Genomic DNA, 20,656 nt, shown 5'->3' on the forward strand with positions numbered 1-20,656 from the left:
ACTCGGCCTGCCGGCTGCAATCATCTGGGAATCAGATTTTTTTAGTCGTTTGGACCCTGTACGCGTCAACACGCTGTGGGTTGTGAGCGTGTCCTTCCTCGTGACTGTGATGCTACTGCGTCGTATGGGTCGTTTCGATCGCAGCAACTCCATGGCACACATTGCTCCCGTCGTCACCAGCATCTTCCTGGTTGCCTTTGCCTTGCTGTTCTTCACGCGTAGCGGCTATTCGCGTCCAGTCTTACTGGGTTCTTATGCTATGTGCTTACTGTGGTGCTATGCGGGATACTTTATCGGCCGCCGATACCGGCGGATGAAGCTGGCTGTGCTACCCATGAACCCTCCGTATCCTCTGCAGCCAGCCCCCAACCTTGAGATCCGCTATTTAACCGAGCCCGACCTGCAGGGTGTGCGCTACGATGCTCTAGTCGCTGACCTTCGCGGCTCAACCATGACGCCCGAGTGGGAACGTTTTCTGGCACGATGTATTTTGGCGCAAATCCCTGTGTTCCATGTTCGCCAGATTGGGGAGACTCTTACAGGTAGAGTTAGCATTGACCATTTATCGGAGAACAACATTGGCACGCTGCTGCCATCTCCCCTTTATACGGTTAGTAAGCGCCTGCTCGACATCGTCGCTGTATTAGTTACGCTGCCTATTAGTTTGCCTCTAATGGCTGCCACCGCCCTCGCTGTGCGACTCGATAGCCCCGGCCCAGCTCTATTCGTTCAAAATCGTGTCGGCCTGGGCAACCGAGATTTCCGTATCTACAAATTCCGCAGCATGCGGGTGGATGCTGAAGCGGAAGGCGCCCGGCTCGCAAGTAACGATGATGATCGCATCACCAGAGTCGGTGCGGTTATCCGCAAGACTCGTCTGGATGAACTGCCGCAGCTATGGAACGTGCTGAAAGGCGATATGAGCCTGATTGGCCCTCGCCCTGAACAGCGGGTCTTTGTGGAGCGGTTTGAAGAAGAAATACCGTTTTATATTTACCGCCACGTCGTGCGCCCCGGCCTGACTGGCTGGGCCCAGGTGATGCAAGGCTATGCGGGCGACGCCGATGCGACGCGTGTGAAGATCCAGCACGATTTTTACTACATCAAGCACTTCTCGCTGTGGCTGGATATTTTGATTCTCTTCAAGACCGTGCGGGTAGTATTAACTGGATGGGGCGCACGGTAACTATGTGCCGCCGTGAGGCGGCAAGCAATGCAAGAAACCTTGCCTTTACTGGCCGCAGCCGGGCTCTACAGAATAATTTCGTATGAGATACGTTGGCAGGCTGACAGTCGCGTACACATAGCCGTTACCCCCTAGCTGCACCTGTTTTTGAATGCAGGCTTCAAGCCGGGAGCCCCAAGCTGTCGTCACTACCAAACGATGAGGTCCAACAGTGGAAGTGGCATCTTGTATGACAAAGGTCGTTTGCCACGGGCTTTCGCTATAGCGCCACATTTTGGGCTGGTTGAGATCAGGCTCATTCACCAATATCGAATAGTCAAAACCAGCCTCGAGAAGTTCAACCTTGGCCACACCATAGGCGTGGGCCATGTTCTCAAGGTTGTTGTACCCATCCATCCGATACATTCTGCTGTTCTTAACCGGCACCTTGCGCATGTGAAATTCAGGCAGTGTCACGGTGTCCTGTCGGTCTGCGGCGGCAACCAAAGCAAGCCGAAACGTCTCTTGCTTGTGCAGAGAGCTGTAAGCAGGAACCAATAACGACAGGTAAATGGCAGAACATACGAATAAAAATAATGTGCCACGTTTGAACTTGCGCGCACGCTCACCACTTTCCAACACCATGATGCTGCCAAAAATCAGGGCGAACATCAGAAAGACAAACGGAATTGTTAGAGAGCGCGGAGGCATCGTCGGAGCCAGGGCCATCACGCATGTCGCAAACAGCGACATGGCAAAAAACACCACAAATAGCGCCTTGGCGGTAGGCAAGCCGCCTTGCAAATAGGGCTGCTTATTCCGTACGGCAACCACAGTCAAAATGATGGCAACCAAGTACGATACTGACGATTGCTCGAACGGCCTGACTGCCCTGTCCGAAAAATGTAACTGCAGTTTCTCAATAAAGGTAAGCGCGACCCAATCCTGAAAATAGGTGTTGCCCAAGCGATTCTGGTTACCTGGCGCCCCAACCAGCACAGCTGCCCCCACGCCAAAACACAGCAGCAGCGCAAGTAAACGATAATCTATTTTCTTTTCTTGCCAGCTTCGCCAGGCGAAAGCCAGACCAACAAATGCAAGTAGCGTTGCGCTAGAACTTTCATTCGTACAGCCGGCCAATAACGCCAAGGGATAGGCATAAACAGGCACTTCCTTCGTGTAGATGCACTTCAGCACAAAATAGGCAAACCACGAATAAAGAATGGCCGTCCACAAGTAGTTCGCACTACCTACCACCCACAACACCACTTGCCCAAACACAGGCACTGACAAGAAAAACACCGAAAGCAGCAGCAAGGATGCCCAGCCTTCAAAGTTACGGAAGTCAAGCGACGTGCGAACGAACCGGGTAGAAATCACGATGGCGTGAATCAACAGCAGCAGCCCGGTTACCTGAATAAGCGCCAGAATGAATTTATTATCCAGAGCCAGCAGTGTAGGGCTGATGTAGTCGGCCACCAGCCTACCACTCCAGTTTTTGTAATGGTTCAGGTGCACCACCCAGTCGTGGCCCATCGCTTTGTACGCATAATCGTCGGAATGCATGGGCGTGAAGTACACCAGCACACTAATGCAAGCGAGAAAGGCCAACAACAGCACATGGCTGACAGAAATCGTTCTAGTATTCGACATAACTACTTTCTCTCTTGCTGCAGATCTTTTGATGTTTCCTGCGGCGTCGATCGCGACGGCAGTATTTCTTCAATGATGTAGCGAGGCCGTTGCTTGCTTTCTATATAAACACGGCCCAAGTATTCGCCCAACACGCCAATACCGATTAACTGCACCCCTCCCAGGAACAGCATTACAGCCATGATGGATGCATAGCCGGGCACTTCATTACCAAAAAATATGCGGCTCACCACGATGACAGCCGCGTAAATAAACGCGCTGAAAGCCACTATGGCGCCTAGGTAGCTCCAAATACGCAGCGGCGCGGTAGAAAACGATGTAAAGCCGTCAAGCGCCAGGTTCCAAAGCTTCCAGCCGTTGAACTTGGAACGCCCTGCCGCCCTTTCTTGCCGGGTGTATTCGACCACGTCGGTTTTAAAACCCACCCAGCTGAGCAAGCCTTTCATAAACAGCTGCCGCTCGGGCAACGAAAGAATCGCCTGCACCACACGCCTGGACATCAGGCGGAAATCCCCCACATTTTCTTCTATCTTGGGGTTGGAAATTTTGTTGTGCGTCCAGTAGAACATGGCGGCGGTGCGCCGTTTTAATGCGGTATCGCTGGAACGATCTATACGCTTGGCCAGCACCACATCGGCCCCCTGCTGGTGCTTTTCCAACAAAAGGGGGATAACCTCGATGGGGTCTTGCAGATCGACATCAATGGGGATGATGACATCGCCCGTGGCATGCTCCAGGCCCGCATACAAAGCCGGTTCCTTGCCAAAATTTCTGGAGAAACTCACTAGCGTGACCAGTGGGTCGCTGACAGCTAACGCCCTAATGATCTCTGGGGTGTTGTCGGCGCTGCCATCATTCACAAAAACCAGTTCCACCTCGTAGGGCTGCAATGCTACATTCTGGCGAACAGTGGTGTAAAACAGCGAAATGACGTCTTCTTCATTGAAGACGGGGATGACCAGAGATATTCTCATTCTTCGTCTCGATTCTGGAACACGACGTAATTCGCGTACACAAAGCCTGCCCCCAAGCTGATAGCGGAAAAAGCGATCAACGTGAACAAAGGCCACATGTTCAGTTGGTCGGCAATGTAACCTGTGCCGTAGCTCAGCAGCGCCATACCCATCACGTAGAGGGCGTAACGCGCCATACTCGCGGACTGCCGGAAGGTGTAACGCGCGTTCATGAAAAATGAAAACGTTACAGCAAACGCGAAGGCAAGCAGGTTACTACTAGCCTGACTCAGGCCAACAACATAGCAGGCGATCAGAAACACACCCCAGTGCAAGGCTGTGTTAAGAATGCCTATGGAAAAATACCGTTTGAAGCGACCCGCAAGCGATTGAACCAATGTTTTAATTCCCGGGCAGCCAACTTGAAATGGCAAACATGTTATCACGCAGGTATGTTGCGCCATGAGTACGATATTCGTTTCTTGATACCCGCCTTTGGCGACATTTTAACTCTTGTAACATTAAACGACAGTACAATGGTGCGCCGCAGCACACCCCTACCCCTTCTTGGCCGTCCGCATGACATCCACCTCTTCTTTCAATAATCAAAACCCCGCGCTTTACACCAGCCTTGCCGTTTTCCTGCTTGGTTCTATTTCCCTTGTCGTCGATTCAGGCTATTCGATAGGCTGCGCTTTACTGCTGCTGGGCGGGATCTACAGCCTGTTTGTTCGCAGGAAGCTGGAACTCACTCGCGATGATTGGTTGGTGCTGGGTGTGCTGATTATTTTTGGCTTGGTGAACATACTGGATGTTGCCGTACACCAGTCGGGTTCGCGTTATCTGGATAAGCCGGTGCGCTTTATTCTGGCGGTTTTCGCTTTCGCCTTGATACGCAAGTACCCGCCACGCCTTAGCTGGTTGTGGGCGGGGCTGGCTGCGGGCGGGATACTCACTGCCGGATGGTCTGGCTACCAGAAGTTCTTTTTGGATGTGGATCGCGCCGGGGGGTTCACCTTTGTGATTCAGTACGGCAATATTTCCATGCTGATTGGCTTGTTCTGTTTGGCTGGTTTGGCGTGGGCTTACGCGCAACCGCAGCGTGGTAGGTGGGTGCCGTTCATGTTGTTGGGTGCGGTGGGCGGTATTCTGGGCTCGCTGTTATCGGGCAGCCGGGGCGGCTGGGTGGGCCTGCCTTTGGTGTTGCTCGTGCTCTACCGTGCATATAGCGATTTTGTATCGGCCCGCGTAAAAGCAGCGGGAATCACTCTACTGGTTGCCGCTGCTGCCGTGGTATACAGCGTGCCACAGTTTGGCGTGCAGGCTCGCGTGAACCTGGCGGTAAGCGATGTACAGCACTATTTGCAAGGCAACAGTGATTCATCCCTCGGCGGCCGCTTCGAAATGTGGAAAGGCGCCAGCCAGTTGTTCCTGCAAAAGCCGGTATTCGGCTGGGGCGACATTAACTACACGCCCGCCATGCGGGAATTGGTGAGTCAGGGCAAAGCCCACCCCATCGTTAGTGATTTTGGCCACGCCCACAATGAAATTCTCGACAACGCTGCCAAACGCGGCATGATTGGCGTGCTGGCCCTGCTGGCGCTTTACTTGGTGCCGCTACGCCTATTCGCCGCAGGTTTAAGGTCGCCGGATATGACGGTGCGCTCGCTGGCCACGGCAGGCACGCTGTTACCTGTGGCGTATATCGACTTCGGCTTGTCGCAGACTTTCTTCGCGCACAACAGTGGCGTGATGATTTACGCCTTCTGGCTGGTGGTGCTGTGGGGCTGCTATCGGAACGCGCAGGAGCCTGGGTTGGGCGATTGAACGCCCTACGTGACGCATGACGAAGCACTCGACGCCGCCGGTGCGATCTCCGCCGCGCTGCGGTACGGTGAGGCCACCGCGCTGACGCCGCATCCAGCGGACAGCCTGTTCGAGGCACTGTGCCGCTGCCTTTGCGGCTTGGGACAATGCGCAAATACAAGGCGGAGGTCTTTCCAAAGGATAGACTGGAATTGTGCGTTGAAGAGCGAACATGGAAGCGCCACCACATACGGCAGCACCTCGCTCTCGGCTCATTCGGTGTAAGTGGCGGAACGCTTTAGCCCTGATGGGCCGTGTGACGAAACATATCGTCATCACGCCCACGACACGGTTGTGCCACGTGACTTGGATGGCTCGCGCCTACACGTGGAGTCGGGAAACGAGCTTGCACATTAAGAACGCACAGCCTGACACCCTACAAAAAGAAGGTGTAAAATACCTATAGTCCGAAATTTAACTAATATTTTCTTATATTTATCAATATATTATGAGCAGAATGGGCGACACAAGCGAAGCTTCTCATGACTTAGCCCAGCTTGCTAAGCTTGCGATAGCCGGGCAAGCGGAGGATGTTCGCCTGTTCGTTGCGCGCCTTGTGCGCAAGTATCGGAGCCAAGAACCCGTCCTTGCGGAACAGCTGGACTTGCATTTGAAGGCCAAGCCTTCACGCGCCCCGTCCCCTCTGCGCAAACTGCCGCCGCCACCGACCTCTCAGCAGGGACTTCCTGTCGATGATGAGTCGCGCCTATCCTTGCTGAAAGTACTCAAGGATGCCCCTGGCCGTGAAGCACCTTTATTGGCGCAGGGCCTTGAAGAAACATTGGAACAACTCATTCAAGAACACCAACAGATTAAACGCCTGACCTCCTTGGGCTTAACTCCCACCAGGTCGGCGATCTTTGTCGGCCCTCCCGGCGTTGGCAAGACGTTAACAGCTCGCTGGCTTGCCGCCCAGCTCCAAGTTCCTTTATATGTTCTTGATCTCACCGCCGTAATGAGCAGCCTACTTGGCAAGAGTGGCAGTAATCTACGCGCCGCGATCGACTTTGCCAAACGAGAGCCGTGTGTCTTGCTACTGGACGAAATCGATGCGATCGCAAAACGTCGGAGCGACGACACGGATGTGGGCGAACTCAAGCGCCTAGTGACGGTTATCCTGCAAGAAGTTGACGAATGGCCGGCGACCAGCGTGCTATTGGCAGCGACAAATCACCCGGAGTTGATAGACCCCGCGCTGTGGCGGCGCTTCGACTTGGTTGCACACTTCAATCTGCCAGAACGAACCGCCATAAAAGAAGCCGTCAAACGCTTTTTGGGACCAGACTACGCCCTTTTCACGCGATGGATCGACATACTTTCCTTTGCGTTTCAAGGATATTCCTTCAGCGACATCGAACGCGATATTCAGCGATTCCGGCGAGCGCTGGCGTTGGGCACCGCGTCAGACAAGGGCCTCGTGGAGGACTTCATCAAGGCCCGGACAATAGCACTTGACCGGCAAGACAGAATCGAATTAGCGGTGTTGTTGGCCCAACAAACACGTCTCTCCCAACATGCCATATCCGATATTACAGGTGTGAGCCGCGACACCATCAGAAAATACACCAGCACTCCCATCGCGAACGCAAAGAAGAAAATCACATCAAAAAGGGGTTGAGACATGAGTCAAACCAATTTTCTGATCGGACGCGGAGAATTATTAACGCACGATATAAAAGCCCCCAAGCGACATCCCGGTAAGGCCCAAGCCTACACAATACAGCAGGCTCGAAAACGCCTGGCTCCGCAATTCCGCCGCACAGCCGAGGCATTGGATGCGCTATCCACGACAGCTTGCCCGGATGATTTTGCTGTCGCGCGCCTGATGATGAATCCAAGTTTCATCGCGCGCTCTTACTTCCCCACCCGCCTACTTCGGGCTGTGGGGCTAGAATCCGTTGGCAGCCGGACAGTCAAGGTCACACCCGAAGCGTGGACAAAGAAGGGCCCGCCAGAAGAAAGCGCCACCACCGAAATTTTCGTCGCCGGTAAACGCCGCGCCTTCCGCAACCTTGAGCGCTGGGCGAATACGATCGAGGATGATTCGGACGAAGCGGAAGATCTAACCCATATCGAACAGTTTTCGGCATTCACTCCCGCCGAGCGAATTATCGATCTTGGCCGCCCCAAAGAACGATTTTTCGAGATTGGCTTACATCTCCTGCCCGATGAAGATCCCGAGTTGGTACAGAATGCCTTTATCGAATTTGCGGAAGCTGCGAACGTAACAGTGCACAGTAAGCTTGACTTTGTAGCGGGCAATCTGTGGTTTGTTCCGGCCGAGGGTGCACGATCAGACATCAAAAAACTGGCCAGTTTCGTCTTTGTGCGGGTCATTCGCCCAGTTCCCAAGTTGCGTGGGATTCGTCCATTTCATCGAAGCGGCGGACCATCGGTGAACTGCACCCTTCCATCGGAACCGCCATTATCACTGGAACCAAAAGTCGCCATTCTTGATGGGGGTCTGCCAGAGCGACATGCCATCGGGCCGTGGCTGCGATCCTACCGCAAGCTTGACGAAAACGCCGCAGATGACCCCGACGGCTTGGAACATGGCCTGGGCGTGACCTCCGCCTTCCTGTTCGGCCCTATCGAGCCCAATGGCACAGCGGCACGTCCGTTCTCTCCCGTCGATCATTTTCGTGTTTTAGATCAGGGCGTTGATACCGAAGATCCGCTGGAGCTATACCGCACACTGGGTCTCATTGAAACTGTGCTGTTATCACGCTCCTACCAATTCATCAATCTTAGCCTCGGTCCGGATCTGCCAATTGAAGATCAGGAGATACACGCTTGGACCGCCGTCATCGACGACCTGCTCAGTGACGGTGATACTTTGATGACGGTCGCCGTTGGCAACAACGGTGAACGTGATCGGCTGCTTCGTTACGATCGTGTGCAAGTTCCCTCGGATAGCGTGAACGCTCTGGCTGTGGGCGCTGCGGATCATACGGACCCGAACTGGAAAAAAGCAGCTTATAGCGCCAGAGGGCCAGGGCGCAGCCCGGGTGTCGTCAAGCCCGACTTGATAGCATTTGGAGGTAATCCCGCAGCAAAATATTTCCATGTGTTGACCCCTGGCAGGGCCAGCACGCTGGCCCCACAACTGGGCACCAGTTTCGCGGCACCTTATCTATTGCGTAGCGCTGTCGGCATACGCGCCATTCTAGGAAACGACTTGACGCCGCTAGCGATCAAGGCGTTGCTTGTGCACTCGGCAGATCCAGGTGGACATGACAAACTCGACGTCGGATGGGGCAAAGTCCCAGAAGACATCATGAGTATCATCACATGTCCCGACGGCGTAGCCCGAGTGGTCTATCAAGGCGAACTCAAACCGGGCAAATATTTACGTGCAACACTTCCCCTCCCCCCAGAAAAATTAAGCGGCTACGTACATTTGAAAGCCACATTCTGCTACGCCTCGCCCACCGACCCCCAAGATGCTGCCGCATATACACGGGCCGGGCTCGAAGTTGTTTTTCGACCGCATGACGATAAAGTGAAGGAGGGCAAGGCAAACGCCGAGACCAAGAGTTTCTTCGACATGAAGCAGTACGCCACCGAACACGAGCGGCGCGCGGATGGCGGAAAATGGGAAACGGTATTACACGGGGCCAAAACATTCCTTGGCAGCAGTCTCCAGAACCCGGTTTTTGACATTCACTACAACGCACGTGAAGCTGGCGGCAAGGCTGCACGAGCCGAGAAAATTCGCTACGCGTTAATCATTTCTGTCGAAGCGCCCAGGCACGCTGACCTTTACAACGATATTCTGCGAGCCTACGCAGAAACACTCGTGCCAATTACGCCGCAAGTATCGCTACCCATACGGCTTCGATCCTGACAGTGACCTCATCCAAAAACACTGGACGGATTTAGGAAACCCAAACGGCTACCATGGCATTACAACGAAATTCTTGATGCGCTTGGAATATGAATTGATTTGAAAGCCCCTGGCCGAACAGAAAACACTCACAACCGCGCAGCCAAGCTCATTCCAACTCAGTTCGCAGGCAGTCTGCGCAGATACCCCCCTGCCGTCGCCGCTTGTTGCGCCTCGTCATGCACTTGCCTGGGTGCTGCGACAGTTTCAGGCGCCTGCTTATTACTCTCAAACACCCGCAGCGCTTCAGCCAGTAAATCCGTACGGCCAATAATGCCTTGCACCGCCATGGCGAACTGCTGTACGGCTTTGGCGTTTTCTTGGGTCATGCGGTCGATTTCACTGATTGACTGGCTCAACTGCCCGACGCCGGCGTTTTGTTCGTCGGCGGTGCCGGCAAGGTCAGACAGCAGGCTGTCTACCTGATGCACCCGTTGCACGATGTCCGCCATGATGCTGCCGGTTTCTTCGGCCTGCAGGGCGCCCATATGGCTTTTCTGTACGCTTTCGTCCACGAGGTTGCGGATTTCCGTGGCGGCTTCGGCGCTGCGTTGGGCCAGGCCGCGTACTTCGTTTGCGACCACTGCAAAGCCCCGGCCTGCGGGGCCAGCGCGAGCGGCTTCCACGGCTGCGTTGAGTGCCAGCAGGTTGGTTTGTGCGGCAATGCTGTCGATCAGGCGGTTGGTTTCGGCAATGCGCTCGTTCGTGCGCGCGATGTCCCTCATGGTTTCCACCACCTGGGCGATAGCCTGGCCGCCTTGTGTTACGGCGGCGCTGGCGCCCTCGGCCAGCTCATGGGCTTTGGCTGTGATTTGCGCACTTTGGTCAAGTGCGGCGCTCATTTGCTGCGCGGCCTGGGTGGTTTCCTGGAGTTGATCGGCAGTTTGCTCGGTGCGGTACTTAAGTTCGTGGTTGCTATAAAGGATTTGTTCGTTATTGTTCTGCATGCCCTCAATTTGCGCGGCAACGTCGCCTATTAAGGAACGCAGGTTCAGCCCGGCCTGGTTGACGGCGCGCGCCGCCATGCCGATTTCATCGACCCGGTTGGCATGCAGGCGAGTATCGACATGGCCGGCAGCCACCGCTGTAGCCTGCTGCAACAACGCCGACATAGGGCGCACAATGCGCGCCTGTAACCACGCACCCGCCGCCAGCGTGGCCAGTACGGGTGCCGCGGCCAGCCACCAAGGCAGGCCACCCGCAATAATAGGCGCGGCTCCCGCTACGCCCACACCCAGTAACGCTAGGCGCACACAATGGCCGACTTTCAGGGTTTGACGCTGACGGCTGAGCCAGCCCACTAGCCCTTTGCGCACCACCAGCCCTTTGTGGAATGCGTACTTTTTCTGCGCCCGGCCTTCACGAAAGGCGCGGTAGAGTTCTTCCGCTGCGTCGATTTCAGCTTGTTCGGGGCGGGTGCGCACCGACAAATAGCCCACTACTTCGCCGCCACTGCGGATGGGGGTGACATTAGCGCGCACCCAATAGTGTTGTTCGCCATTGGCCCGCAGGTTTTTTACCAGCGCCGTCCAGGTGTCGCCGCGCTGCAATGTGGCCCAGAGGTCGGCAAAGGCTTCCCGGGGCATGTCGGGGTGGCGCACGATGTTGTGCGGCTGGCCCAGAAGTTGGTCGCGCGTATACCCGGCTGTGGTCAGGAACGCATTGTTGGCGTAACGGATATAGCTTTGGGTATCCGTTACGGAGAGCAGCGTGGCGTCTGCGGGAAACTGGAAATCGCGGGTGGGGTAACCACCAGCGCCCTGGACATAGCTTTGATTGTCGGCCATTTTCCATGTGTGCGGCCCGCCGCTTAGCAGGCGCAGCTATTTAGAAAACCAGCGATGATGCACGGGAATTGTGACAATTTGTGCATCGCCTTTTTGATTACGCACCCTTTCCTGCAAGCAGTGTAAGGACAGGACTCAAAAATCAACCATTGTCAGAACAGGCAGTTCCAATGAATTATAAGAATAGGTTTGTTTTTTGAAATGAAGCGAAGACAAAAAAGCGCGGTGGTGTGAACTCAACCGCGCTCTCTTGATACCAATACGGTGTCTATTCCCTATTAGTCGACCTTGGCACCTGCTGCTTCCACAATATCTTTATAGCGGGCGCGCTCGTCTGCCATCAGCTTGCCAAACTCTTCCGGCGTGCTGGGCGTGGCTTCTACCAGTAGACCTTGGAAGCGCTCTTGTACTGCCGGGTTTTTCATGGCCTTCACGAACGCGGCGTTGAGCTTCTCGACGGTTTCGGCAGGGGTGCCGGCCGGTGCTACCAGGCCCCACCAGGTGGCGATCATGAAGTCGTCCATGCCTGCTTCTTTCATGGTGGGCAGGTCGGGCAGAACCGTGCTGCGCTCGTCGGTGGTGACAGCCAGCGCCTTCAGTTTGCCGGCGCGGATATTCGGGGCAGCGGTTGCCAGGTTGTCGAAGGTGAAGTGCACTTCGCCGCTCATCAGTGCCAACTGTGCGGGTGCGCCGCCACTGTAGGGCACGTGCACCACGTCGATACCGGCCTGGCCACGGAACAGTTCACCGGCCAAGTGGCCGCCGCTGCCGTTACCACCGGAACCGTAGTTAAGAACACCTGGGTTGGCTTTGCTGTAATCGATCAGGTCTTGCACGCTGTTGATGTTCAGCTCTTTTGCGCGCTCGGCGTTTACCACCAGCACGTTGGGCACGTAAACCATCAGCGAAATGGGTTCGAAATCCTTAGCGGCGTCGAACGGCATGTCTTTGAAGATCCAGGGGTTCACCGCATGCGAAGCCAGGGTGGCAATGCCCACCGTCTTGCCATCAGGTTCGGCCTTGGCCACGTAAGCCGAACCAATATTGCCGCCCGCGCCGGGGCGGTTATCAACAATGACAGTGCCCAAGTCGTCTTGCAAAGCTTCCGCCAGCACACGTGCAGTGATATCAATCGGCCCGCCGGCGGCAAACGGCACAACAATGCGGGTCGGGTTGTTTTGCTGCGCGGCAACCGGCGCGCAAAACGCGACAGCCGCGGCCACCGCAGCTAGATTGCGAATGATGGAAGACTTCATGGAGCACCCCTTTAAATGACGAAAACTTGAGAACCTTTGACCAAGCCGCCGCACCTGTTACCCGCTCGACTTATTCACAAGCCCCCTTGAATGACAGCTGTGTATTATCTCAAAAATTTACAAGGGGGCTGGGAGTGGTACCGAGGCGCCTTATCAGGCGGCATCTTGCAGAATGAGATCGGCGCCTTTTTCCGCCACCATCATGACTGCAGCCTGCGTGTTACCGCTCACCATGGATGGCATGACTGATGCGTCCACAATGCGCAAGCCTTCTAACTCTTTTAGCTTGAGATCCGGGCTTACGACTGCCTTGCTGTCGTTCCCCATGCGGCAGGTGCCTATGGGATGGTAGATAGTCTGGCCATTCTGCCGGGCAAACTCAAGCCACTGCTCTGGGGTTTGTACGCTCGACCCCGGCGACATTTCGTACGCCACGTACTTTGCCAAAGCTGGTTGCTCAACAATCTTGCGAACCGCCATCATGCCGCCGACGAGGCTGTCGCGGTCTTCCTGTTCTGCCAGGAAGTTAGGGCGTATGCTCAGACCCGCCTCTGCCGTGTTGCCACGTATATGGATGCTGCCTTGCGATTTCGGCCGCAGTTGCGCAACACCGATGGTCATGCCGGGCTCGACGTCCAGGCGCCGGTCAGCCGCGTTGGCGTAGCTGGCATGCACGAAGAAAAGCTGGACATCAGCCAAGGCGAGTTCAGGGTGACTTTTCAAGAAGCCGAACGCCAGGCCGGTTCCCAGGGAAAGAATCCCTTTTCGCGTCAGGCCATATTGCGCAACCGCCTTGATCAGGCTGACGCCACGGCTAAGTTCATTCAAAGTGCGGGTGCCTTTTACGCGCCAGTTCATGCGGGTGCAAAAGTGGTCGATATAGTTTTCTCCCACGCCGTCCAGCGCATGTATAACAGGGATGCCTGCCGCCTGTAGAACGCTGGGCCTGCCAATGCCTGATAGTTCCAGCAGTTGGGGCGTCTGGATTGCACCTGCTGCGAGAACGACCTCGGCGCGCGCATGAACGGTACGCTGCGAGCCATCAGGCAGGCGATAGGAAACCCCTGTGCAACGTTTGCCTGTCAGGTTGATGCGCTGCACATGGGCTCCAAGCTGCACCGTAAAGTTGCCGCGCTGTCGGGCACGCTCCAGATAGCCGTTCACCACGCTCCAGCGGCGCCCGCCTTTTTGCAGCACCTGGTAGTAGCCCACCCCTTCCTGATCGCCCCCGTTGTAGTCAGGGTTGCGCGGCAGGCCCGTCTGGGTTGCTGCTTCAATAAATGCTTCGGAAATAGGAAAGCGTTCGCTCACTTCACAAACATGCATGGGGCCGCTCTTGCCCCGGGTGCCCCGACCTGGCGTCTGCTGGGGGCCTGCCCAGTTTTCCAGCTTACGAAAATAAGGCTCGACATCGCCCCAAGCCCAGCCGGTTGCGCCTTGTTCCGCCCAACCGTCGTAATCCTGCGCGATACCGCGCACGTAAATCATGCCGTTGATCAGCGTGGAGCCCCCCAGGCCTTTGCCGCGCGGCACAGCAATACGCCGATCCAAGGTGTTTTCCTCGGGTTCGGTTTCAAAGCCCCAGTTAAACGTTTTATTGGTCATCAGCTTGCTGAAGCCGGCAGGGATGGATATCCAAGGGTGGCGGCCTTCGCCCCCGGCTTCCAGCAGCAAGACCTTATGCCGCCCCGACGCTGTGAGACGGTCGGCGAGTATGCAGCCAGCAGCCCCACCTCCCACAATCACGTAATCGTAGTGCTGTTTATCGCCCGATTGCTTGCTCACTGCTTTCTCCTGACTGCGTGATTACGCCTGTTTGTCATCCAGCGGTTGGCCTGTCATGAAACGCCCCATGAGCCGCACTTGGTGATCCAGCATGTGGCGACCCAGGTGGATGCGGCACCCTTGCTCTTGGGCCGCCTGCAATAAGGCGGTCATTTCCGGCTTCATAATGATTTCTGCCACCAGATTGGCTGGTGACAGCAGCGAGACATCCAGCGGCAGAGCATCGCCTTCCTTCATGCCTAACGATGTCGCATTCACCACAATGTCGTAGCCACGGGGGTCGGCATCTGCCGCCTGGACATTGGCACCCGGCACAGCAGCCTGTACGCGCTCTACGATTTCCTGTGCTTTGGAACGGGTCCGATTGGCAATCGACAGGCGCCCTACGCCTGCCAGCGCCAGAGCATGGGCGATCGCCGCGGCGGCGCCACCGGCCCCTAATAGCAGCACGGATTTGCCCGCCGGGCTGTGCCCTTCCGCCTTCAGGCCTTCGACAAAACCGCGACCATCGAACATATCCGCCACCAGGCGGCCATCGGCTTCCCGACGTACGGCGTTGGCCGCTCCGATCGCGCGGGCAGCATCGGACACTTCGTCGCACAACTTCAGGATATCCGCCTTATGGGGCACGGTTACGATGAAACCGCCCAGGTTGCGGAGGTGGCGAAAGGCTTTGAATGCCGCTTCCAGCCCGTCTTTCGCAACATGCAGAGGCACCAGAACTGCATCCAGCCCTTCCTGTTCAAAGTAGGCGTTCAGCACCTGGGGCGTACGCACTTGCGCAACCGGGTCCGCCACAATACCGAACACACGGGTGGCGCCTGTGATCTCTTTCATTATTTAATGCCTCCTGTAAAAACCTTGGGCTAATGCCTGTGAAGAACTCCGGTCGTATCGGCCGGAGCTTGTCCACGTCGCGGCATGCAGGCCGCTCCGATTCGTCAGGCAGGGGAGAGTCATCAATGACTCTCCCCCGTCCGGACTCATCCGCCACAATACGGGGGCGCCTGCGGCGCCGTATTTTGAGACTGCCTCGCTTGACCTCGCCCTGAAGAGCGAGGCTTGCGCATCGACGCGTGGTCAGGTCATCAGCCAGCCGCCCGCAACGTCCACCACTTGGCCGGTGATGAATTCAGCATCTGGGGAAGTCAGCCAAGCGCAGGCTTGGGCGACCTCTTCCGGTGTTCCCAGGCGGCGCAGCGCTGTAACGTCTATGACGGCCTGATTGGCTTCTGCAGCCACCGTGCGTAATAGCGGCGTATCAATGCGGCCAGGGGCCAGCGCATTCACCGTGATGCCGTGCGGCCCCAGTTCACCCGCCAATTGGCGTGTAAAACCGATGATGGCGGCCTTGGTGGCAGCGTAATGGGCGGCGACAATATCCAAATAGGCTTTACCCGCCACCGACGACATGGAAACTATGCGCCCGAATTGGCGGTTGATCATGCCAGGAGTCAGGGCGCGCGCCATATTGAATGCGCCATTCAGGTTCACCCCCACCACGCGGTTCCATTCTTCAGGATCCATTTCATGGATGCCGTGCGGACGACCATTGTGTTTCGGGGAAATGCCGGCGTTGTTGATCAAGGTGTCAATCGCGCCAAGCTGGGCCTGGATGGATTCGCACGCCGCCAGACAGGCGTTGTAGTTGCTCACATCCGCGGGAGCAAACACGACGTCGCCACCCGAGTCGCGCAAGGCCTCGGCCAATGCCTCGCCCTGCTGTAAATCCACATCTACCAGGCCTACGCGCGCGCCTTCGGCCACGTAGTGGTACGCAATAGCGCGGCCAATTCCACCCGAGGCCCCGGTAACCAGCACGACCCGGTTCTGATGTCGGTTCTGATGTGCCATCTGCTTCTCTCCGCGCGCCTCAGGGGGTCATGACCATGCGGCCCACGACTTTGCCCTCTTCCAAGGAACGCAAGGCCTGACCTAGCGCACTCAGGCCGCAGGTGTGGACAGGGATCAGTTCCAGCTGTTTATCGGCCACCAGTTGCACGAGCTCATGCAGTTCGGGCAACGATCCGACATAGCCGCCTTGTATGGTGAGCGCCTTGATGGCCAGCAGTGGCAAAGGCCAGTTAGCGGCCCCGCCAAACAAGCCAATGGTGACCAAGTGCCCGCCCTTGGTGAGAAGGTCGAAACTCAAGCCGGCGGTCTGCTCATTACCGACCAGGTCGAGCACTGCATGGACCGGGCCGCCGACAGCGGCTCGCACCTGATCGATTGCATCTGACGCTTGCGGGTTCACCACAGCAAGGGCGCCGGCCTCGAGCGCGGCTTGCGCCCGCTCAGCATTCGGCTCTATGACAACGGCACCCCGGCCTCCAAGCCCTTGCAGCAGTTTCAGGCACATTAGGCCCAAGCCGCCTGCGCCAAACACGACCAGCGTCTGCTGTTGCAGGCGCTCAATACCGAATTTCTTCAGGGCCGAATAACAGGTCAGGCCCGAGCAGGCCAGAGGCGCTGCACGCACGGGATCCAGCCCACGTAGGGGGACCAAACTGCGTTCGTGCGGCACCAGAACATGGTCGGCATAACCGCCAGGGCGATTGATGCCCACCGTATCGGGGGTCAGGCAATAGTTTTCCTGGCCGCGACTGCAGGCCTCACACTGCCCGCAACCCAGCCACGGGTACACCAGACGAACGTCGCCGACTTGCACCCCACTGACTTTATCGCCCACGGCCACCACCACCCCCACGGTTTCGTGGCCCATGACCAAAGGTAGCTTGATGCCGCGTTCCTGCAGTGAAAGCGTGCGGCCTCCGCCAAGGTCGTAACCGCCGTGCCAGAGGTGAAGGTCGGTGTGGCAGACGCCTGCAGCCTGCACCCGCAAGAGAACTTCATGACCTTGGGGCTGGGGGGTGTCAGCAACGGTTTCAACAAGCGGCCCCCCAAATTCTCGAACTTGCATGCTACGCATAATGTGCTCCTTCAATGTCCCAGGTAAGCCTTGCGAACGTGTGGGTTATCCAAAAGCTCGGCCCCTGTACCCGAGAGAACAATGCGTCCGTTCTCCAGCACATAGCCGTAATCGGCCAGCTTCAGCGTGTGGTAGACATTCTGTTCGACCAGCAAAACGGTGATACCTTCCCGTGCCACGGTGCGCACGACGTCAAACATCTGTTCCACCAGCAAAGGCGACAGCCCCAAGGAGGGCTCGTCGAACATGAGCAGGCGTGGGGCGGCCATCATGCCACGAGCAATCGCCACCATTTGCTGTTCGCCACCAGAAAGCGAACCTGCGAACTGATGCAGGCGCTCACTGACTCTGGGGAAGATTTCCAGCACGTGTTCAAGGCGCCGGTCAACTTCGGCGCGGGCGCTGCGCTTGTAGGCGCCCATCAGCAAGTTGTCGCGCACCGACAGAAAGGGAAACAGTTGGCGCCCTTCGGGCACCATGGTCACTCCGCGATCGACAATTTCGTGGGGTTTGAGGCGACTGAGGTCGTGTCCTTCGAACTCGATAGTGCCGCTCGTCGCCCGCACCTGCCCGCAAATGGTGCGCAAGGTGGTTGTCTTGCCTGCACCATTGGCACCTATGAGCGTGACCACTTTGCCCTCTGGGACTTCAAGCCCCACACCTTGCAATACTTCGCTCTTGCCGTAGCCGGCGTAAAGGTCACGAATGGATAGCATTCAGGTACTCCTTGCCGAGATAGGCTTCGATGACTCGCGGATCGTTCACGACTTCTTGCGGCGTGCCTTCCATGAGGACTGCACCAACGTTGATGACCATGACTTTGTCAGAAAGGGCCATGGTTGCCTGCATTAAGTGCTCAATGAACAAGACCGACACCCCGGTATCGCGTATGCGACGCACAATACGTATGGCGCGCTCGACATCGGCAGGGTTGAGCCCGGCCATGACTTCATCCAACAACAGAATGCGCGGGCGGGTAGCCAGGGCACGCGCCATTTCCAGCCTTTTCAGGCCACCTATCGTCAGGCTTCGAGCCTCGGTATCAAGGCTGGCTGTCAGTTCAGTCAGCTCCGCCACCTGCCGCGCAATCGCTTCCGCTTCGCGGCTATTGGAGGTGTGCATGAATGCGCCCAGCATAATGTTTTCAAGTACGCTCAGGCCTGAAAATGGCTGGGCGATCTGGAAGGTGCGCCCCACCCCGACCATGGCAAATTCCCGCGGAGTTTTAGGCTCAACCCATTCTCCACCGGCCGTGCGCACCCTGATCGAGCCGCTATCCGGGTTGATGAACCCCGATAGCTGGTTGAAAACCGTGGTCTTGCCTGCTCCATTGGGGCCGATCACCCCCAGGATTTCACCTTCGTGCAAGGTCAGGGAAACCTCGTTGGTGGCATGCAACCCGCCAAAATGCTTGTTGAGGTTGCGGGCTTCCAGAATCGGCTGACCTTTTTCCGCTTTGCTCTCGGCGACAGGGGTCGCCGCTGCCGCCACGGGCGACTCACGATAACCCGGCAGGCGATCCACCCATTTCTTGACGCGCTCACCAAACTGCCCAACGATGCCACGCGGCATGGTCAGCACGACAACAACCAGAATGATCCCGTAGATGAAGCCATGCATGCCGCTGCCAAAGCTGCCCAGCCAGCCGCGCACCAATTCGGCCACCGGTACAACCAGCACCGTGCCCGCCAGCGGCCCTGCTACGCTGCCCAGCCCGCCAATCAGCGCGAACATTGCAACTTGGATCGACAGCTCAAGCGAGAATGCCGCACCGGGTTCAATAAACGTCAGGTACATGGCATGGAAACTGCCCACCATGCTGGTCAGCACGGCGGATATCACCGCTGCCCACAGCTTGACCCGCACGGTGTCGATACCTACGGCAGGCGCGGCAAACTCGCGCTCGCGCACCGCCACCAGGTAGAAGCCCAGGCGAGAATGCCGGATCTTCCAGGCCGCCCACAAAGTGATGAGCAACATACCGAAGGCCAGCAGCAGATAAGCCCATTTTTCACGGAAGATCATCCACTTGAGGCCAATATTCAGCGGTACGCTCAGGCCCGCTGCTCCGCCCGTCCAGTCAGACTGGTGTACGACAAGCAGTTTCACCACTTCCAGCACGGCAATCGTTGCAAGGGCAAAGAAAGGCCCACGCAAGCGGAAAGTGGGGTAGGCAATCATGACTGCCACCACGGCGGAGATCGCCGCCCCCAGAAACATGCCGATCCAGGGTGAGATACCGAAATTGATGACCAGCAGCGTGGCTGCGTAGCTACCTATTCCATAGAACACTGCATGGCCTAGCGAAAGCTGGCCCGCATAGCCCCCGACGATGTTCCATGCGGTCGAAAGTGCGCCATAGATGCAGATGAGCACAAACAAGTGGTAGACGAAGGCCGATTGCATGCTGATGGGTATCAGCAGCAATAAGGAAAGCGCGATCAGGCCAACGTAGACGCGGGGCTGTCGAATATCTGGAAACACTGTGATCCCCTCGTTTTATTCAGAACCCCGACCCAAGCCAAACAGGCCGGTGGGACGAAACGCCAGAATGAGAATAAAGATGGCGAAGTACACGACTTCCTTCAGATCGGGGGCGATGTAGTAGCCCGCCAGGCTATCCACCAGGCCGATCAGCATGGAGCCGAAGAACGCACCCACCAGGCTGCCCATGCCGCCCAGCACGACAATGACGAAGGCGGTCAGCACAAAATAGGTACCGATTGTCGGAAACACCGGGTATTGCGGTGACAACATGGCGCCCGCCACGCCGACGAACGCAGCGCCCAGAGCGAAGCAAAGAATGTAGATAAAGGGCACATTCACGCCCATCAGAGCCGCTGCATCACGGTTTTGTGCAACCGCGCGAAATGCCCTGCCGGTATAGGTATGTTGCAAGAACCAGTGCATGCCCAGCACCAGCAGCACCGCAACCATCAGCGTGTAGAACTGGCCGCTGCCCACCGCGACCGGCCCAATCAGCCAGGTGCTGGTGCCCAGCTCGACGGAAGTGCCGAATACGTCTGCACCAAAAACCAGCAATGCGAGGTTCATCAGCGCCGTGGAGACACCTACGGTTGCAAAGATCTGGATATGTCCGTCCGCTTCCAGCAAAGGCTGGATGATGGCGCGCTGCATTAAAGCGCCCAGGCCGAACAGAATCAACGCTATGGGGACAACGGACACATAAGGGTGCCACCCGAAGTTGCTGGCAAGCAGGTAAGTGCCATACATCGCAACCATTAAAAGCTCGCCATGCGCGAAGTTCACTACTCGGACGACGCCAAAAATCAGTGTCAAGCCGATACTGATAATGGCGTAGGCGCCGCCTAGCAGCAGACCATTCACGATCAGCTGAATCAGAATATCCATGATG

Annotated in this window: 16 protein-coding genes; 4 read left to right on the forward strand and 12 right to left on the reverse strand. The window is 56.8% G+C overall.

Annotated elements, in window-relative coordinates:
• The first annotated feature begins 109 nt into the window (after positions 1 to 109).
• Positions 110 to 1,186 carry a sugar transferase gene (locus VRY85_RS02645; RefSeq protein WP_414597050.1) on the forward strand — a complete coding sequence of 359 codons (1,077 nt, stop codon included), beginning with the start codon at positions 110 to 112 and terminating at the stop codon, positions 1,184 to 1,186.
• A gap of 45 nt (positions 1,187 to 1,231) precedes the next feature.
• Here the strand turns inward: VRY85_RS02645 and VRY85_RS02650 are convergent, their stop codons facing one another.
• Genes VRY85_RS02650 through VRY85_RS02660 form a run of 3 tightly spaced genes read right to left on the reverse strand, consistent with a single transcriptional unit; the run spans position 1,232 to position 4,169 of the window.
• Positions 1,232 to 2,818, reverse strand: coding sequence for a DUF6056 family protein (locus tag VRY85_RS02650; RefSeq protein ID WP_414597051.1), 1,587 nt, complete (start codon positions 2,816 to 2,818; stop codon positions 1,232 to 1,234).
• Positions 2,819 to 2,820: 2 nt separating this feature from the next.
• Entirely contained in the window at positions 2,821 to 3,792 is a 972-nt protein-coding gene (locus VRY85_RS02655) for a glycosyltransferase family 2 protein (protein ID WP_414597052.1), read from the reverse strand.
• The gene (locus VRY85_RS02660) at positions 3,789 to 4,169 is read right to left on the reverse strand and encodes a GtrA family protein (RefSeq protein ID WP_414597053.1); all 381 of its coding nucleotides are present in this window, start codon (positions 4,167 to 4,169) and stop codon (positions 3,789 to 3,791) included. The genes VRY85_RS02655 and VRY85_RS02660 overlap by 4 nt, the downstream gene beginning before the upstream one ends.
• Before the next feature lie 181 nt (positions 4,170 to 4,350).
• Between VRY85_RS02660 and VRY85_RS02665 the strand changes: the two genes are divergently transcribed.
• From VRY85_RS02665 to VRY85_RS02675, 3 genes are all read left to right on the forward strand, one after another.
• A complete protein-coding gene (locus VRY85_RS02665; RefSeq protein WP_414597054.1) occupies positions 4,351 to 5,598 on the forward strand; it encodes an O-antigen ligase family protein in 1,248 nt (415 codons plus the stop codon).
• Positions 5,599 to 6,094: 496 nt separating this feature from the next.
• Positions 6,095 to 7,255 (forward strand): AAA family ATPase, encoded by a 1,161-nt coding sequence (locus VRY85_RS02670; protein ID WP_414597055.1) that lies wholly within the window; start codon positions 6,095 to 6,097, stop codon positions 7,253 to 7,255.
• Positions 7,256 to 7,258: 3 nt separating this feature from the next.
• The gene (locus tag VRY85_RS02675; protein ID WP_414597056.1) at positions 7,259 to 9,484 is read left to right on the forward strand and encodes a S8 family peptidase; all 2,226 of its coding nucleotides are present in this window, start codon (positions 7,259 to 7,261) and stop codon (positions 9,482 to 9,484) included.
• Positions 9,485 to 9,642: 158 nt separating this feature from the next.
• Here the strand turns inward: VRY85_RS02675 and VRY85_RS02680 are convergent, their stop codons facing one another.
• From VRY85_RS02680 to VRY85_RS02720, 9 genes are all read right to left on the reverse strand, one after another.
• On the reverse strand, positions 9,643 to 11,310 hold the full coding sequence (locus VRY85_RS02680; RefSeq protein ID WP_414597057.1) for a methyl-accepting chemotaxis protein: 1,668 nt from the start codon (positions 11,308 to 11,310) through the stop codon (positions 9,643 to 9,645).
• Between the two features lie 278 nt (positions 11,311 to 11,588).
• Positions 11,589 to 12,566 (reverse strand): Bug family tripartite tricarboxylate transporter substrate binding protein, encoded by a 978-nt coding sequence (locus tag VRY85_RS02685; protein ID WP_414597058.1) that lies wholly within the window; start codon positions 12,564 to 12,566, stop codon positions 11,589 to 11,591.
• 153 nt (positions 12,567 to 12,719) lie between these two features.
• On the reverse strand, positions 12,720 to 14,351 hold the full coding sequence (locus VRY85_RS02690) for a GMC family oxidoreductase (protein WP_414597059.1): 1,632 nt from the start codon (positions 14,349 to 14,351) through the stop codon (positions 12,720 to 12,722).
• Between the two features lie 21 nt (positions 14,352 to 14,372).
• Positions 14,373 to 15,188 carry a shikimate dehydrogenase family protein gene (locus VRY85_RS02695; protein WP_414597060.1) on the reverse strand — a complete coding sequence of 272 codons (816 nt, stop codon included), beginning with the start codon at positions 15,186 to 15,188 and terminating at the stop codon, positions 14,373 to 14,375.
• Positions 15,189 to 15,431: 243 nt separating this feature from the next.
• Positions 15,432 to 16,205, reverse strand: coding sequence for an SDR family oxidoreductase (locus tag VRY85_RS02700; RefSeq protein ID WP_414597061.1), 774 nt, complete (start codon positions 16,203 to 16,205; stop codon positions 15,432 to 15,434).
• Positions 16,206 to 16,224: 19 nt separating this feature from the next.
• Entirely contained in the window at positions 16,225 to 17,280 is a 1,056-nt protein-coding gene (locus VRY85_RS02705; RefSeq protein ID WP_414597062.1) for an alcohol dehydrogenase, read from the reverse strand.
• An 11-nt stretch (positions 17,281 to 17,291) separates the two neighbouring features.
• Positions 17,292 to 17,996, reverse strand: coding sequence for an ABC transporter ATP-binding protein (locus tag VRY85_RS02710; protein ID WP_414597063.1), 705 nt, complete (start codon positions 17,994 to 17,996; stop codon positions 17,292 to 17,294).
• The gene (locus VRY85_RS02715; protein WP_414597064.1) at positions 17,980 to 19,764 is read right to left on the reverse strand and encodes a branched-chain amino acid ABC transporter ATP-binding protein/permease; all 1,785 of its coding nucleotides are present in this window, start codon (positions 19,762 to 19,764) and stop codon (positions 17,980 to 17,982) included. Before VRY85_RS02715 ends, VRY85_RS02710 begins: the two co-directional genes overlap by 17 nt.
• 15 nt (positions 19,765 to 19,779) lie before the next feature.
• Positions 19,780 to 20,652, reverse strand: coding sequence for a branched-chain amino acid ABC transporter permease (locus VRY85_RS02720; protein ID WP_414597065.1), 873 nt, complete (start codon positions 20,650 to 20,652; stop codon positions 19,780 to 19,782).
• Between the last annotated feature and the right edge of the window lie 4 nt (positions 20,653 to 20,656).

The sequence above is a fragment of the Achromobacter sp. F4_2707 genome, from assembly GCF_047501535.1.
GTDB lineage: Bacteria > Pseudomonadota > Gammaproteobacteria > Burkholderiales > Burkholderiaceae_B > Yanghanlia.